Below are 14905 nucleotides of genomic sequence, written 5' to 3' on the forward strand. Positions count from 1 at the left end.
ATGGTGGTCGCCGCGGATGCCTCCGGGGATGACACCGGCACTTTCGAGCTCTCCGAGGCAGAGGACGCTTCGACGGCCGATGCCGGGGAGGACGAGGGCGACGTCGCAGCCGACTACATCGAGGAGCTCCTCGACATCTGCGACCTCGACGGCGACATCGACATCGAGGTCACCGACGGCCGCGCCTACATCTCGGTGAATGCCTCGGGCGAGAGCAACCTCCGGGTGCTGTCGCAGCCCGACACCGTGGCAGCGCTGCAGGAGCTCACGCGACTGGCGGTGCAGACCAGCACGGGTGAGTTCTCCCGGCTGATCCTCGACGTCGGCGGAAGCCGCGAGCGTCGTCAGCGCGAGCTCGAGAAGCTCGTCGACGAAGCTGTCGCCACGCTCGACGGCGGGGCGACTGCTGCAGCGCTCGAGCCCATGTCGTCGTACGAGCGCAAGCTGGTGCACGACATCGCGGCTGAGCGAGGGCTCACGTCGGAGTCCGAGGGTGAAGGCCGCGACCGGCATACTGTGCTGTCGCGCGGGTAGTTTCACGTGAAACAATCTGAGGCGGCGGAGGCCGAGCCGGCAGTAGCGGCGACGGTCTTCGGTGACCGGCTGCCACTGGCCCGTGCTTTCACGGACGACCTGGCGCGGCGCGGGGAAGAGCTCGGTCTGATCGGGCCGCTCGAACTCCCCCGCATCTGGAGTCGCCATGTCGTGAACTGTGCGGTGATTGCTCCCCTGCTACGACCAGGGCTCGTCGGTGACATCGGCAGCGGTGCCGGGCTCCCGGGAATCGTGCTGGCCATCGCTCGACCTGACGTCTCCTTCATACTCGTGGAGCCGATGGAGCGCCGCGTGGCATGGCTCGACGAGCAGGTGACCCTTCTGGGGCTGTCGAACGTCACCGTGGTGCGCGCGCGGGCGGAGGAGTTCCATCCGGAGCCGCGGCTCGATCAGGTGACGGCGCGCGCGGTGAGCGCGTTCAGCAAGCTCATCCCCATGTGTGCTCCCTTGCTGCGGCCTGGTGGCGAGATGGTGCTCATGAAGGGCGCCGGGGCTGCGGGCGAGATCGCGGCGGCGGAGAAGGCGATCCGCAAGTACAGGCTGCAGGACGTCGCAGTGGTGGAGCTCGGCGAGGACCTCGGGGTCGACGTCACTCGCGTGATCACGGCTCGGGTGCCTGGCGCGTAGATCGTGTCTTGCGCTCCGCTTGCGGGCGGGCTGGCTGGACCGATCTCACAGGAAGCCCGAGGGCGGCTCGGCGCGGTCTACGGAGTCTGGGGGCATGGGTGGGAGTCGACGGAGCTCCGCGTCGATTGTGCGACGCTCTTCCGTCGTCTGCGTCGGTGGCTGGTGCGGCTCGCCCGTCACCACTCCCCCGCGGTCCGCGACTGTCAGCGTTGTTCGGTACGATCGAAGTCGTTCGTTTCGGGCTGCAGCCCTCCATGTTTCACGTGAAACATACCGACAGGATTCATGAATGACCAGTGACTCAACCGCCTTCGATGCGTCGACGCCGCTGGCACGGGAACTCGCGGATCTCTCGCAGCGCAAGCGCCGACTGGTGGGCCGGGTCTTCCCTCTCCCCTCCTCGCCGCGCGTGCTCACGGTCGCCAACCAGAAGGGTGGCGTGGGCAAGACCACGACGACCGTGAATCTGGCCGCGGCGCTCGCCCGCGAGGGTGCGCGAGTGCTCGTGATCGATCTGGATCCGCAGGGGAACGCATCAACGGCTCTCGGTATCGATCACCGCGGGGAGGTGGCGAGCGTGTACGACGCGCTCATCCGGGACGAGCCGATGGCCGACATCGTGCAGCAGAGCCCCGAGTCGCCGAATCTGTTCTGTCTGCCCGCGACCATCCACCTCGCCGGAGCCGAGATCGAACTCGTGCCTATGGTGGCGCGCGAACAGCGGCTTCGGGGCAGTCTCGAACGCTTCTTCGCCACGATGGATGAGGCGGGCACGCCGTTTCATTACGTCTTCATCGACTGCCCTCCGTCGTTGGGGCTCCTCACCATCAATGCCTTCGTGGCGGCGCGCGAAGTGCTCATCCCCATTCAGTGCGAGTACTACGCGCTCGAAGGATTGAGTCAGCTGCTCAACAACATCAGCCTGATCGAGCGGCACCTCAATCCCGAGCTCGCCGTGTCGACGATCCTGCTCACCATGTACGACGGGCGAACGCGGCTCGCCTTTCAGGTGGCGGAGGACGTGCGGGAGCATTTTCCCGAGCAGACGTTGCGCGCGGTCATCCCCCGGTCTGTCAGAATCTCGGAAGCACCGAGCTACGGGCAGACTGTCATCAGCTTCGATCCCGGTTCCACGGGATCCGTCTCGTACCTCGAGGCAGCCGCAGAGATAGCAGACAGAGGAGCACCACAGCGTGGCCACTAAGAAGAGAGCAGGACTCGGCCGGGGCATCGGCGCCCTCATCCCGACCGACACTCCCCGGGTCGAAGGCTCGCGCCCTGTCGACGTCTTCTTCGACGCTCCACGCGCCGACGGAACTCGCGCGGGCGTGGGCGACACCCGCGTGCCGGCCGGCGACGACGCCACGCAGCTGCTGGCCGTTCCCGGCGCCCGCCTGGCCCAGCTCGATCCGAACAGCATCGTGCCGAACGCCAAGCAGCCCCGTAGCGTGTTCGACCCCGCGGATCTCGCCGAACTGGTGCACTCGGTGCGCGAGATCGGGGTGCTCCAGCCCATCATCGTACGTGAGCTCCCCCGCGAACCCGACGAGGCAGCGGATGCGCCCCAGCGCTACGAACTCGTCATGGGCGAGCGGCGACTGCGCGCCACCAAGGAGGCCGGGCTCGACACCATCCCGGCGGTCATCAAACACACCGCCGACGAAGACATGCTGCGCGACGCGCTGCTCGAGAACCTTCACCGCTCGCAGCTCAACCCACTCGAAGAGGCCTCGGCCTATCAGCAGCTGCTGGACGACTTCGGGATCACCCAGGAGCAGTTGGCCGAGCGGATCGGACGTTCCCGTCCCCAGATCACCAACACTCTGCGGCTTCTCCGCCTTCCGCCGGCCGTGCAGTCGCGCGTGGCCGCTGGTGTGCTGAGCGCCGGCCACGCACGCGCAGTGCTCGCTGTGGGTGACGTCGACGCGATGACGAAGCTGGCCGACAAGATCGTGAACGAAGACCTGTCAGTGCGGGCGGCTGAGGCTCTGGCCTCTGAGGCACCCAAGCAGGGACGCGCGAAGACGACCGCGGGAACGAAACGCGGACACCTGGACGAGATCGGGGAGCGCCTGGGCGACCGGCTCAACACGCGCGTGCGAGTGAGCCTGGGGCGCTCGAAGGGTCAGATCGTGATCGACTTCGCGACGATCGAGGATCTCAACCGAATCCTCACGGAGCTCGGTGAGGATGGCTACGGGAGCAATTCACCTCGAAAGGGACCACACTTCGTCTGACCGATGTTTCACGTGAAACCACCGCCTGCCGTGTCGGTTTGAACGTTTCACGTGAAACATCGAGACAAGACAAAGAGATCCGCCCCCCACCTGCGAGGTGAGGGGCGGATCTCTCTGTCGGTCCGGGCTCAGACGGTCGCTGCCGCGATCGCCACCTCGCCGAGCTGCTCGTAGACGGAACCGAGCGAATGGCCCGCCGCGAGGATCGCCTGCGGCACGGTCGACGTCTCGGTCAGACCCGGAAGAACGTTCGCCTCAAGGAACCACGGCGTACCGGCCGCGTCGATGATGAGGTCGATGCGGGAGATGTGCCGGAGGCCCAGCGTGCGGTGGATCGTGAGTGCCGCCTCGCGAGCTGCCGCGGCCGTCGCCTCGTCGAGGCGTGCCGGAGCGTAGAAGCGGGTCTCGCCGGCGTTGTAGCGCGCCTCGAAGCTGTAGACACCCGATCGCGGCTCGATCTCCACGGCCGGAAGGGCGAACGGCCCCTCCCCCAGATCGAGCACTCCGATGGAGACCTCGACGCCGCGCACGCGCTGCTCGATGAGCGCGACCTCGCCGTAGGTGTAGGCATCCACCACCGCACGCGGGAGATCATCCGCCGAATCGAGAACGCCGACGCCCAGGGCGGATCCACCCATCGCGGGCTTGACCACGACTTCGGGGCCGAAGGAGTCGAGCACCAGCGAGAGCACCTGCGTGGCTCCGAGCTCGCGGAAGGTGTCGCGAGGCAGAGTCACCCAGCGTGGCGTCGCGAGGCCCGCGCGCTCGACGATGATCTTCGAGCTCGGCTTCTGCCAGGCCAGCCGCGCCGCCTTGGCCTCAGCACCCACATAGGGGATGGCGAGCATGTCGAGGAGCGCGCGCAGGGCGCCGTCTTCTCCGCTCGCGCCGTGCAGCGCGGGCCAGATGACGTCGGGGCGGTTCTCGGCGAGGTACGGCAGCAGCGAGGCATCCGGATCGCGCAGCACGACGGAGTGGCCGCGCTCGATCAGCGCGTCGGCCACACGACGACCCGAGCGGAGGGAGACATCGCGTTCGTGCGAGATGCCGCCCGCCAGGACGACGACATTTCGCGAGGGTCCGGACGTCGCCGTCGAGGCGTCGGCCGAGGAGGAAGCGGCGGGAAGGAAATCGCTCATGATGGTCTCTCGTTCTCAGGGAAGGTCGAGGGCTAGTCGAGGTTCGGCGGCGGAGCTGAGAAGCTGCGGTCGCGCACCGTCTGGAGCGGCCCGGTGGCGGAGAAGGTCTCGAGCAGGTCGAGCTCCCCGTTGATGACGTTCTGCAGGCGACGGATGCCGACCCGGATCGCCTCGGGCGTGGGGTAGCAGAACGACAGGCGGATGTTGTTGCGCCCTCCCCCGTCGGCGTAGAACGCGGTGCCGGGGGTGTAGGCCACCAGCTCCTTGACCGCGCGCGGAAGCATCTGCTTCGAATCGAGATTCGGCGGCAGCGTGAGCCAGACGTAGAAGCCGCCATCCGGATCCGTCCACGACAGATTCGGCAGGTACTCACTCAAAGCGCTGATCATGGCCTCTTTTCGCTCGCGGTAGACACCGCGGAAGCGGTCCACCTGAGCACGCCAGTCGATGCTGTCGAGATACTCGGACACCACCAGCTGACTGAACGACGAGGGCGAGAGCACGGCTGCTTCGTTGGCGAGGATGAGCTTCTCGCGAATGGCGTGCGGCGCGAGCGCCCAGCCCACCCGGAAGCCCGGCGCCAGGGTCTTGGAGAAGGTGCCGAGGTAGATCACGCCCTCCTGCTCGATCGAGCGGAGCGCGGGCGGCGGCGGTGCGTCGAAGTGCAGGAGGCCGTAGGGGTTGTCCTCGAGCACGAGGATCTCGTTGTCGCGTGCGATCTGCAGGATCTCCAGTCGGCGCTCCCACGACAGCGTGACCCCGGCGGGGTTCTGGAACGACGGGATCGTGTAGAGGAACTTGATGCGGCGACCCTCTGCCTTGAGCCGTGCGATGTTCTCGCGGAGCGACTCCGGGATCATGCCGTGCGCATCCATCGCCACGTGATGGGTCTCGGCCTGGAAGGACCGGAAGATCACGACGGCCGTGACGTAGCTCGGGCCCTCGGCCAGCACCACGTCACCCGGATCGAGGAAGAGCTTCGACACGAGCTCGAGCGCGTGCTGAGAACCCGTGGTGACCACGACGTCGTCGGCACTCGCCTTGATGCCCTCCATGGCCATCACCTCGAGGATCTGCTCCCGGAGCTTCGGGACCCCTTGGCCAGAGCCGTACTGCAGCGCCACCGAACCCTGATCGCGCATGACGCGGTTCATGGACTCGATCACGAGCTCCTGAGGCAGGGCCGAGACCGCCGGCATGCCACCGGCGAGAGAGACCACCTCCGGTCGCGAGGCCACGGCGAACAGGGCGCGCACCTCCGAGGCGGCGAGGCCCGCGGTGCGCGCGGCATAGTTGGAGTACCACGGATCGAGGTTGTTACCCGACTGCTGTGGGGGGTTCTGGCTGCTCACTGACATACATCCCGACGTAGACCGAAATTCCATCGTAGGACATGCGAAAGTGGCCCGTGCCAAAGGCGACGGGCCACTTCGGTGGAACTGGTGGGGCGGGCCTCAGATGAAGGCCGCGAGATCGGCCTCGAGGGCCGCCTTCGGCTTCGCACCGATGATCGTCTTGACGACCTCGCCACCCTGGTAGACCTTGAGCGCCGGGATCGAGGTGATCTGGTACTTCATGGCGGTCTGGGGGTTGTCGTCGACGTTGAGCTTCACGATCTCGATCTTGTCGCCGTGCTCGTCGGCGATCTGGTCGAGGATCGGGGCGACGGCGCGACACGGGCCGCACCATTCGGCCCAGAAGTCGACGAGGATGGTCTTCTCGGACTTCAGGACGTCGGCATCGAAGCTGGCGTCGGAGACTGCCTTGGCGTTGGACATCGTTCCTTCTTTCGTGGGGATCGTACGTGTGTGAGTTCTGGAATTCTCGGTTTCGAGGGTGATCGGGTCAGTCGGCGGCGACGAGCTCGTCGACCACGTCGGCGATGACACGAGCCGTCTCGCCGTCCTCCACCTGGTCGAGCGCGGCCAGGAAGTGCTCGGCGTCGAGGGCAGCCACGGTTCCGGAGGCCGCCGCGGTGACGGCCTGACGGTACTGCGGGTCGACCACGTCGCCCGCCGCGAAGACGCCCTCGAGGTTGGTCTTCGAGGAGCGGCCGGCGACCGCGATGGTGCCGTCGACCGTGAGGTCGAGCTGGCCGTGCACGAGGTGCACGCGGGGGTCGTTGCCGATCGCCACGAACAGGCCCTGCACGGGCAGCTCAGAGGTGCTGCCGTCGGTCGTGCTCTTCAGCGTCAGGCCCTCGACCGCGTTCTCGCCCGAGATGCCAACGACCTCGGAGTTCCAGACGAACTCGATCTTCTCGTTCGCGAACGCCCGCTCCTGCATGATCTTCGAGGCCCGCAGGGTGTCCTTGCGATGCACCACGTAGACCTTGTCGGCGAAGCGGGTGAGGAAGGTAGCCTCCTCCATGGCGGAGTCGCCGCCACCCACGACCGCGATGGTCTTGGTCTTGAAGAAGAAGCCGTCGCACGTGGCGCACCACGAGACGCCGCGGCCGGAGAGCCGCTCCTCGTCGGGGAGGCCGAGCTTGCGGTAGGCGGATCCGGTCGCGAAGATCACCGAGCGCGCCTCGAACGTGCCGCTGTAGCCGGTCTCGACCTTCTTGACCTCGCCCGTGAAGTCGACCGAGGTCACGTCGTCGAGGATGACCTCGGTGCCGAACTTCTCGGCCTGCTCCTGCAGCTTCATCATGAGCTCCGGGCCCTGGATGCCGTCGGGGAAGCCGGGGAAGTTCTCGACCTCGGTGGTGTTCATGAGCTCGCCGCCGGCCTGGACGCTCGATGCGAGGAGGAGGGGTGACAGCCCGGCACGAGCGGCGTAGATGGCCGCCGTGAAGCCCGCGGGCCCTGAGCCGATGATGATGATCTCGCGCATGTCGTTACTCCTGGAGGATGATCGCGGGCACACCGGGAGTGCGCTCACTGCCGGTACAACCCATCCTAACGGCGCAGTATTCCGGCGCTCAGGAGCGTCGCAGGCGCCCGAGGACGGGCCGCAGCGCATCCTTCAGCTCTGGCGATCGCAGGAGGAGGAGCGACCCGAGGTACACCGCCGTCATGGCGGCGCCGATGATCACCATCGACACGATGGAGCCGAAGACCGAGGCGCTTCCGAAGCCCTCGGGCGAGGCGATGCCGAGCACGGCGCCGAGCAGGATGCCCACCGCGAACGACGGGACGGCGGCGACGGTGAAGCGCAGGAGGCTGAGCAGCACGGTGCGCCCGCCCACTCCCCCGAGTCGGCGACGGATCAGGATGGCGGCGACCAGCGTCTGCACGATGCCCGCGGCCGACAGCGCGATGGCCACGGCCACGCCCACGAACTCCTTGGGCACGAGGAACAGCACTCCGAGGGCGGCGATCGAGAACACGATCACCTGGAACAGGGTGATGAAGAACGGCGTGCGGGTGTCGCTCAGCGCGTAGAACGCGCGCTGCACGAGGAACAGCACGCTGAAGGCCGGGAGTCCGATCAGGAACCCGATGAGCACCTGGCCCATCGAGACGCTCTCGCCGAAGGTCTTCGTGAAGAAGCTCGAGATCGGGTAGGCGCAGACGATCAGGCCGATCATCGCGAGCATCATGAACGCCGTGATGATGCGCAGCGACGACGACAGGTTGGTGCGTACGCCCGCGAGGTCGTCGGTGCTCGCGTACTCGCTCATGCGCGTGAAGTAAGCGGTGGCGATGGAGACCGCCACGATCGAGTGCGGCAGCATGAAGATGAGCCAGCTGTTCGTGAGCACGGCCGTCGAGGCGTCGCCGCCGCCCGCCGCCGTGGCGACCACGTTGGTCTCGACGAGCCCCGCGATCTGGGTCGCGATGAGCATGCCGAAGGTCCACCCGGCGATGCGTCCGGTGCGGCCGAGGCCCACACCCCGCCAGCGGAAGTCGGGGCGGTAGCGGAGGCCGATCCTGCGCCAGAAGGCGAACAGGATGAGCGCTTGCGCGGCGACGCCCAGGGTGGCGGTGCCGGCCAGCCAGATGACCTTGTCCGGGGTCCAGTAGACGAGGGTGTCGACATCCGCCGCCGTGGGGGCGAAGAGCAGGTTGAAGCCGATGAGCCCCAGGATGGCGACGATGTTGTTGAGCACCGGCGCCCAGGTGAAGGGCCCGAACGAGCGGCGGGCGTTGAGCACCTCGCCGAGCACCGAGTAGAGGCCGTAGAAGAAGATCAGCGGCAGGGTCCAGTAGGCGAAGGATGCGGCGAGCTCGAGCACGGAGTCTGGCGTCTCGCCGGCGAGCCCGGCCACCACCTGCACGAGCACGGGTGCCAGCAGCGTCGCGACGACGGCGGCCGCCGCGAGCACCGTGAGCGCCACGGTGACGAGCTTGTTGATGTAGCCGCTGCCACCGTCGGCGTGCGAGGAGGCCCGCACGATCTGGGGCACGAGCACGGCGTTGAGCATGCCGCCCGCGACGATGACGAAGATGGTGTTCGGCAGCTGGTTGGCGATCGCGAAGGCGTTGCCGCCGAGGCTGAAGGCGCCGATCGTCTGCACGAGCACGATGGCCTTGACGAAGCCGAGGATGCGCGACACCGTCGTGCCCGAGGCGAGCAGGGCGCTGGCGCGGCCGATGCCGTCAGCCACGCGGCGTCGTCTCGGCAGTGGGTGCGGGGATGTCGTCGCCGGCCGTGCGCCCCGCCTTGCGACGCCGCAGGATGACGCGCACGAGCCCGATGCCGAACACCACGACCGCGAGGGCCGCCACCGAGACCGTGCCGAGCGTCTCCCACTCGGCGCTGACGTTCACCCGCACGGGCGACGGAGCCGAGATGAGCACGCCACTGGGGCTCAGCAGCTGGATGGTGAGGGTCACCGATCCGTTCGCCACGGCCGTCACGGGCACCTGCGTGCCGCGCCTCGACGACGCCTCGATGGTGACCTCGGTGCGGTTCTCGTCGACCACGAGCCGGCCGTTGGAGGGCGTGACCTGCACGACGACGGTCACGGGGTAGGGCAGCTCGTTGCTGAGGGTGATCGGCAGGTCGGCCTGGTTCGAGAGCAGGTTGATGTTGGAACCCTCGACCACCTGCACCGAGGCGAGAGTGGTGGCGGACGCCTCGACGCTCGAGTCGACCGCGACGTTCCAGCCGCCGGTGTTCGTCGTCCACGAGTTCGACAACAGGGCGAGCAGGTCGGCGCGGTCGGATCCGCTCAGCAGTGCGGGCTCGGCGAGCACGGAGGAGAAGGCGTCGACGGCCTGGGAGCTGCCGAGCAGGCGCGCGATGCTCGCCACGCGCTCCGGCGGCTGCGGGGCGTCGACCACGGTGGCCGCGGTGGTGGGGGCTGTGTCGAGGAGGCCCTGCAGGGGCGCGGTGGTGGCCCAGGGCAGTGACTGCAGCGCGTCGAGCGCCTGGCCCAGTTGTGTGTGGTCGAGGTTCGTGCGGTCGAGCACGGCGAGCACGGGGCGAGTGGATGCAACGGGGACGTCGCCCGCGCCGGCACCGGCATCCGTCGCGCTGAGGGCGAGCGCGGAGCTCAGCTCGGCGAGGGCCTCGGCCCTCGCGGTGTCGTTCGAGGCCGCGAGTGCGCCCTGCAGAGCAGACGAGACCGCGTGGTCGGAGACGAGGACCGTCTGATCGCCTGCCGAGACGACGGCGGGGAGCGCGTCATCACCCGCCGCATCGTCGGCGACCGCGAGCTGCTCGGAGTCGAGGATGGTGGTGGTGAGGCCCGACGCGGCGAACCAGGGCAGGTCGGAGCCGACGACGCTCCCGGCGCGGGGCCAAGCGATCGCCGTGGAGGTGTAGTCCCACGCCATCAGCTGCTCGAGCGTGGGCACCACGGGCTCGGTGGGCTGCGCGTCGTCGGTCGGCGTGGCGGACGGCGTCGGGGTGCTGGTCGTGCCGGCCTCCGTGCCCTCGGCGCCGTCGGCGGCGGGCTCGGGCTCCATGACGTCGTCGGCCTCGGCGAAGTCGGCGGCGTCGAGGGCGTAGGAGAACGAGGTGGGTGCGAGCACGGCGGCCGCTCCGGCCTGGTGCTCGCCACTCAGGTCGGAGTCGCCGAACGTCAGCGGGATGATCGGATTGGGGGCCGCCGCGAGCCGTTCGAGCCAGTCGACCGCCGAGGCCGGGGCCGTGCTGCCGAGCGCGCGGATCGAGACGATGATGCGCGGGTCGATCGCGATGGTGACCGGGCGACCGACCACGGCATCCAGTTCGCGGGTGAGGAGACCGGAGTCGTTCGTGAACGCCTCGAGGGCGGCCGGCTGGATGAGGCCCGTCGTGGAGGCCACCGAGGTGATGGGGGCGATGACCGTCACGTCGGCGACTCCCCCCGCCGCGAGGGAGCCGTCGTCGATCACGATCGTGGAGCGGGCGGCCGCGGCGACCGTGCCGGCCACCGTCAGCTGTGCGTCGATGCCCTGCACGCCCGCTCCGGAGTCGATGGCGGCCGCGGGCACGGTGAGCTGCACCGTGTGGGAGGTGCCGGGGGCGAGGGCGGGAGTGGTGCCGGTGGCGATCGTGGAGGTGACGTCGTCGGCGCTGCCGGCCGCCGCATCCGGTGCGTCGGGAGCGAGCCATGCCGTGAGCTCGGTGCCGCTCGAGACGGACTCGTCGGCGACCCCGATCTCGAGGGAGCCCTCGAGGAGGGTTGCGCTGCCGGCGTTGGTGACCTCCACCGTCAGCACCAGGTCTGCGCCGGCCGCCACGACGCCGTTCGAGGCCGGCGCGAGGGCGAGCAAGACGCCGGCGTCTCCTGCGGCCGGTGCTGCGGGGGCGTCGGTCGCGACCGGGGCGGGGGTCTCCGTCGCCCGGGCGGTCATCGGGGTCGCCAGCAGAGCACCGGCGATGAGCGCGGTGGCTGCGATCGCGGGCGCAACTCGAGCAAGTCGTCGCGCAGGTGAGTACATAGTCGATGGCGGGCGGGGCTCGAAGCCGGTTCCGTCCGTACTGCCGATTGTAGGAGAACGGGCCTGGAAGAAGTGCGAGCCACCCGGGCCAGCCGCAGGGCCGCACCCGGACCGGCCGCAGGGCCGCGCCCGCGCCGGCCGCGGAGGGGCACGGGCGGCCCCGCTAAAATGGGCCGGTGCAGCCGGTTCAGCAGTCCCTCGATTTCCTGGCGGAGCTCGCCGCCGGCGGCCCCGTCCGTCTGCTCGCGGAGGCCTTCGCCGCCGCCGGTCACGAGCTCGCTCTCGTCGGCGGCCCGGTGCGCGATGCGTTCCTCGGCCGGGCCATCACCGACCTCGACTTCACGACCGACGCCACCCCGGACGAGATCCTCGCCATCGTCACGCCGATCTCCCAGGCGCAGTGGGACGTGGGCCGCGCCTTCGGGACCATCGCCGCGCGCATCGACGGCGAGACCGTGGAGATCACCACCTACCGATCCGACAGCTACGACCACACCACGCGGAAGCCCGCCGTGGAGTTCGGCGACACCCTCGAGGGCGACCTGCTGCGGCGCGACTTCACCGTCAACGCCATGGCGCTGCGGGTGCCCGAGCTCAAGCTCGTCGACCCCTCCGGCGGCATGGACGACCTCATCGCGGGAGTGCTGCGCACTCCGGGCACCCCCGAGGTGTCGTTCGGCGACGATCCGCTGCGCATGCTCCGCGCCATCCGGTTCACCGCCCAGCTCGGCTTCACCGTGGCGGTCGATGCGGCGGTCGCCATCTCCGAGATGCGCGAGTCGATCTCCATCATCTCGGTCGAGCGCATCAACGACGAGCTCTCCAAGCTGCTCAAGACGGATGCGCCGCGCCGCGGAGTCGAACTGCTCGTCGAGAGCGGGCTGGCCGAGCTGATCATCCCCGAGATCCCGGCGCTGCAGCTCGAGAGCGACGAGCACCACCACCACAAGGACGTCTACCAGCACAGCCTCACGGTGCTCGAGCAGGCGATCGACCTCGAGCGCTCGCGCGACACCTCCCCCTCGCCCGACCTCGTGCTGCGCCTCGCCGCACTGCTGCACGACATCGGCAAGCCCGCCACCAAGCGCAACGAGCCAGGCGGTCAGGTGTCGTTCCACCACCACGACGTGGTGGGGGCGAAGCTCGCCCGCAAGCGGCTGCGGGCGCTGCGCTTCGACAACGACACGATCGCCGCCGTCTCGCGGCTGATCGAGCTGCACCTGCGCTTCTTCGGCTACACCGACGGGGCGTGGACCGATTCGGCCGTGCGGCGCTACGTGCGAGACGCCGGCGACCAGCTCGAGCGCCTGCACATCCTCACCAGGGCCGACGTGACCACGCGCAACCGGCGGAAGGCCGACCAGCTCGCCTTCGCCTACGACGACCTCGAGGATCGGATCGCGACGCTCGCGGCGCAGGAGGAGATCGACTCGGTGCGGCCCGACCTCGACGGTGAGCAGATCATGCGGATCCTCGGCATCGCGCCCGGCCGCGAGGTGGGCCAGGCGCGCGCGTTCCTGCTCGAGCTGCGGCTCGACGAGGGGCCGCTGCCCCCTGAGGAGGCCACGGAGCGCCTGCTCGCCTGGTGGGCGGCCCGCTCCTAGCCGCCGGACCCATCAGGTCGCGGGGGTGTTCTCGGCGATGAAGGCCTCGAGGTCGGCCCGCGCCACGTCGTCGGGCAGCTGCACCGCAGGCGACTTCATGAAGTAGGCGCTCGCCGATTCGACCGGGCCACCGAGTCCGGCGTCCAGGGCGAGCTTCGCCGCGCGCACGGCGTCGATGATGACACCGGCGGAGTTCGGCGAATCCCACACCTCCAGCTTGTACTCGAGGCTCATCGGAGCTCCGCCGAAGCCGTGGCCCTCGAGCCGCACGAACGCGAACTTGCGGTCGTTCAGCCACGGCACGTGGTCGCTCGGGCCGATGTGCACGTCGCCCGCGGGCAGGTCGATGTCGATGTTGGAGGTCACGGCCTGGGTCTTCGAGATCTTCTTCGAGTCCAGGCGGCGGCGCTCGAGCATGTTCTTGAAGTCCATGTTGCCGCCCACGTTGAGCTGGTACGTGTGGTCGAGCTTGATGCCGCGGCTCTCGAGCAGGCGGGCGAGCACGCGGTGCGTGATGGTGGCGCCGACCTGGCTCTTGATGTCGTCGCCGACGATCGGCAGGCCCGCCGCCTCGAACCTCGCGGCCCATTCCGGGTCGCTCGCGATGAAGACGGGGATGGCGTTCACGAACGCGACCCCGGCATCCAGCGCGGCCTGGGCGTAGTGCTTGGCGGCCTGCTCCGACCCCACGGGCAGGTAGCACACGAGCACCTCGGCGCCGCTCTCGCGGAGCGCAGCCGCGACGTCGACGGGCTCGGCCGCCGACTCCTCGATCATGTCGACGTAGTACTCGCCGAGGCCGTCGAGGGTGGGGCCCCGCTTGACGGTGACGCCTGTCGGCGCGACGTCGGCGAACTTCAGGGTGTTGTTCTCACTCGCCCAGATGGCGTCGGCGAGGTCGGCTCCGACCTTCGCGGCGTCGACGTCGAAAGCGGCCACGAACTCGATGTCACCCACGTGGAACGGTCCGAAGCGGGCGTGCATGAGACCGGGGATGGCCTCGTCCTCCGCAACGTCGGCGTAGTAGGTGACGCCCTGGATCAGGGAGTTCGCGCAGTTGCCGACCCCGGCGATGGCGACCTTGATGCTCATTCGGTGCAGCTTCCTTCTTGTATACAGAACTGAACGATCCTATCCGGGTGCACCCTGCGGAAATGCTCGACCTCCGCCACCGGATGCGTCTGGCCGCCGCTCAGGGTGAAGGTCCCGGCATCCGGGTCGACCGTGAGCTGGCTGCGGTGGGCTGCCATCGCCGCGGTCTTGGCCGCCAGCGCCGCCGGCGGGAGGTCGACCGAGAGCTCCTCGCCGGCGGGCAGGGGGGCGTCGTGGATGCGCGGCTCGACGATCGCGAGGAAAGGGCGGCCGGTCAGACGTGCGATCTCGAGGCCGGCGTCGTGCATGCGCACGTGGTCGGGGTGCCCGTAGCCGCCGCGGGCGTCGTAGCTCACGATCGAGCTGAAGGCGGGGCGGCGCGCATCGTCGAGCATCGCCGCGAGCAGGTCGCCCACCACGTCGGCGAGCGGGGCGAGGCTGAGGGCGGTGACCGGAGCATCCGTCGCCGGCTCGGCGAAGCCATCGGCTCCCCAGCGCATTCCCGAATCGGCATAGAGACGGCGGGCGGCCTGCGGGATGCGCGCCGGTGCGCTGCCGAGGAACGCGTGGGTCGGCCCACCCAGTGCGTCGAGGGCTGCGGCGAGCTCGCCCATGCGGTGCGGCGCGAGCTCGTCGGTGCCCTCGAGGTGCTCGAGCTCGCCGGCGACGACCTCGCCCCGCTCCCCGCGCGTGCCCGTGATGACCGTGACCTCGGCTCCGGCCTCGATCAGGGCAGCGATGGTGCCTCCCGTGGAGATCGACTCGTCATCCGGATGCGCGTGCAGGAAGAAGGGAGCGTCGCCGAAGGCGGCCAGGTCGGTCATTCCCCGAAC

At 69.0% G+C, this 14905-nt stretch carries 13 protein-coding genes; 5 read left to right on the plus strand and 8 right to left on the minus strand.

Going from position 1 to position 14905, the window contains the following annotated elements; all coding sequences use genetic code 11:
* The 4 genes from N1028_RS04455 to N1028_RS04470 all read left to right on the plus strand — a co-directional run bounded on the left by N1028_RS04455 (nucleotide 1) and on the right by N1028_RS04470 (nucleotide 3419).
* Nucleotides 1–534: a Jag family protein gene (locus N1028_RS04455; RefSeq protein WP_375163450.1), complete on the plus strand. Its 534-nt coding sequence runs from the start codon at nucleotides 1–3 to the stop codon at nucleotides 532–534.
* Nucleotides 535–540: 6 nt separating this feature from the next.
* A complete protein-coding gene (gene rsmG / locus N1028_RS04460; protein WP_259525616.1) occupies nucleotides 541–1182 on the plus strand; it encodes a 16S rRNA (guanine(527)-N(7))-methyltransferase RsmG in 642 nt (213 codons plus the stop codon).
* A 289-nt stretch (nucleotides 1183–1471) separates the two neighbouring features.
* Entirely contained in the window at nucleotides 1472–2386 is a 915-nt protein-coding gene (locus tag N1028_RS04465; RefSeq protein ID WP_259525617.1) for a ParA family protein, read from the plus strand.
* Nucleotides 2376–3419, plus strand: coding sequence for a ParB/RepB/Spo0J family partition protein (locus N1028_RS04470; RefSeq protein WP_259525618.1), 1044 nt, complete (start codon nucleotides 2376–2378; stop codon nucleotides 3417–3419). The genes N1028_RS04465 and N1028_RS04470 overlap by 11 nt, the downstream gene beginning before the upstream one ends.
* A 128-nt stretch (nucleotides 3420–3547) precedes the next feature.
* Here N1028_RS04470 and N1028_RS04475 read toward each other — a convergent pair whose 3' ends face one another.
* The 6 genes from N1028_RS04475 to N1028_RS04500 form a co-directional block, all read right to left on the minus strand.
* Nucleotides 3548–4558, minus strand: coding sequence for a D-alanine--D-alanine ligase family protein (locus N1028_RS04475; RefSeq protein ID WP_259525619.1), 1011 nt, complete (start codon nucleotides 4556–4558; stop codon nucleotides 3548–3550).
* 32 nt (nucleotides 4559–4590) lie between these two features.
* On the minus strand, nucleotides 4591–5916 hold the full coding sequence (locus tag N1028_RS04480) for an aminotransferase-like domain-containing protein (protein ID WP_375163448.1): 1326 nt from the start codon (nucleotides 5914–5916) through the stop codon (nucleotides 4591–4593).
* Between the two features lie 96 nt (nucleotides 5917–6012).
* Nucleotides 6013–6336 carry a thioredoxin gene (gene trxA, locus N1028_RS04485; protein WP_259525621.1) on the minus strand — a complete coding sequence of 108 codons (324 nt, stop codon included), beginning with the start codon at nucleotides 6334–6336 and terminating at the stop codon, nucleotides 6013–6015.
* A 67-nt stretch (nucleotides 6337–6403) separates the two neighbouring features.
* Nucleotides 6404–7393 carry a thioredoxin-disulfide reductase gene (trxB, locus tag N1028_RS04490; RefSeq protein ID WP_259525622.1) on the minus strand — a complete coding sequence of 330 codons (990 nt, stop codon included), beginning with the start codon at nucleotides 7391–7393 and terminating at the stop codon, nucleotides 6404–6406.
* An 88-nt stretch (nucleotides 7394–7481) separates the two neighbouring features.
* Entirely contained in the window at nucleotides 7482–9110 is a 1629-nt protein-coding gene (gene murJ / locus N1028_RS04495; RefSeq protein ID WP_259525623.1) for a murein biosynthesis integral membrane protein MurJ, read from the minus strand.
* Complete coding sequence (locus N1028_RS04500) at nucleotides 9103–11376, minus strand: DUF6049 family protein (RefSeq protein ID WP_259525624.1); 2274 nt, start codon at nucleotides 11374–11376, stop codon at nucleotides 9103–9105. Before N1028_RS04500 ends, murJ begins: the two co-directional genes overlap by 8 nt.
* A 176-nt stretch (nucleotides 11377–11552) precedes the next feature.
* On the opposite strand from N1028_RS04500, the gene N1028_RS04505 reads away from it, so the two are divergent.
* Nucleotides 11553–12980, plus strand: coding sequence for a CCA tRNA nucleotidyltransferase (locus N1028_RS04505; protein WP_259525625.1), 1428 nt, complete (start codon nucleotides 11553–11555; stop codon nucleotides 12978–12980).
* Nucleotides 12981–12992: 12 nt separating this feature from the next.
* Here N1028_RS04505 and N1028_RS04510 read toward each other — a convergent pair whose 3' ends face one another.
* Both N1028_RS04510 and N1028_RS04515 read right to left on the minus strand, forming a co-directional pair.
* Nucleotides 12993–14072, minus strand: a complete 1080-nt coding sequence (locus N1028_RS04510; protein ID WP_259525626.1) for an inositol-3-phosphate synthase — start codon at nucleotides 14070–14072, stop codon at nucleotides 12993–12995.
* Nucleotides 14069–14896 (minus strand): PIG-L family deacetylase, encoded by an 828-nt coding sequence (locus N1028_RS04515; protein ID WP_259525627.1) that lies wholly within the window; start codon nucleotides 14894–14896, stop codon nucleotides 14069–14071. Before N1028_RS04515 ends, N1028_RS04510 begins: the two co-directional genes overlap by 4 nt.
* Between the last annotated feature and the right edge of the window lie 9 nt (nucleotides 14897–14905).

Origin of the sequence: Herbiconiux oxytropis (genome assembly GCF_024979315.1) — a bacterium.
Classification (GTDB): Bacteria; Actinomycetota; Actinomycetes; order Actinomycetales; family Microbacteriaceae; genus Herbiconiux; species Herbiconiux oxytropis.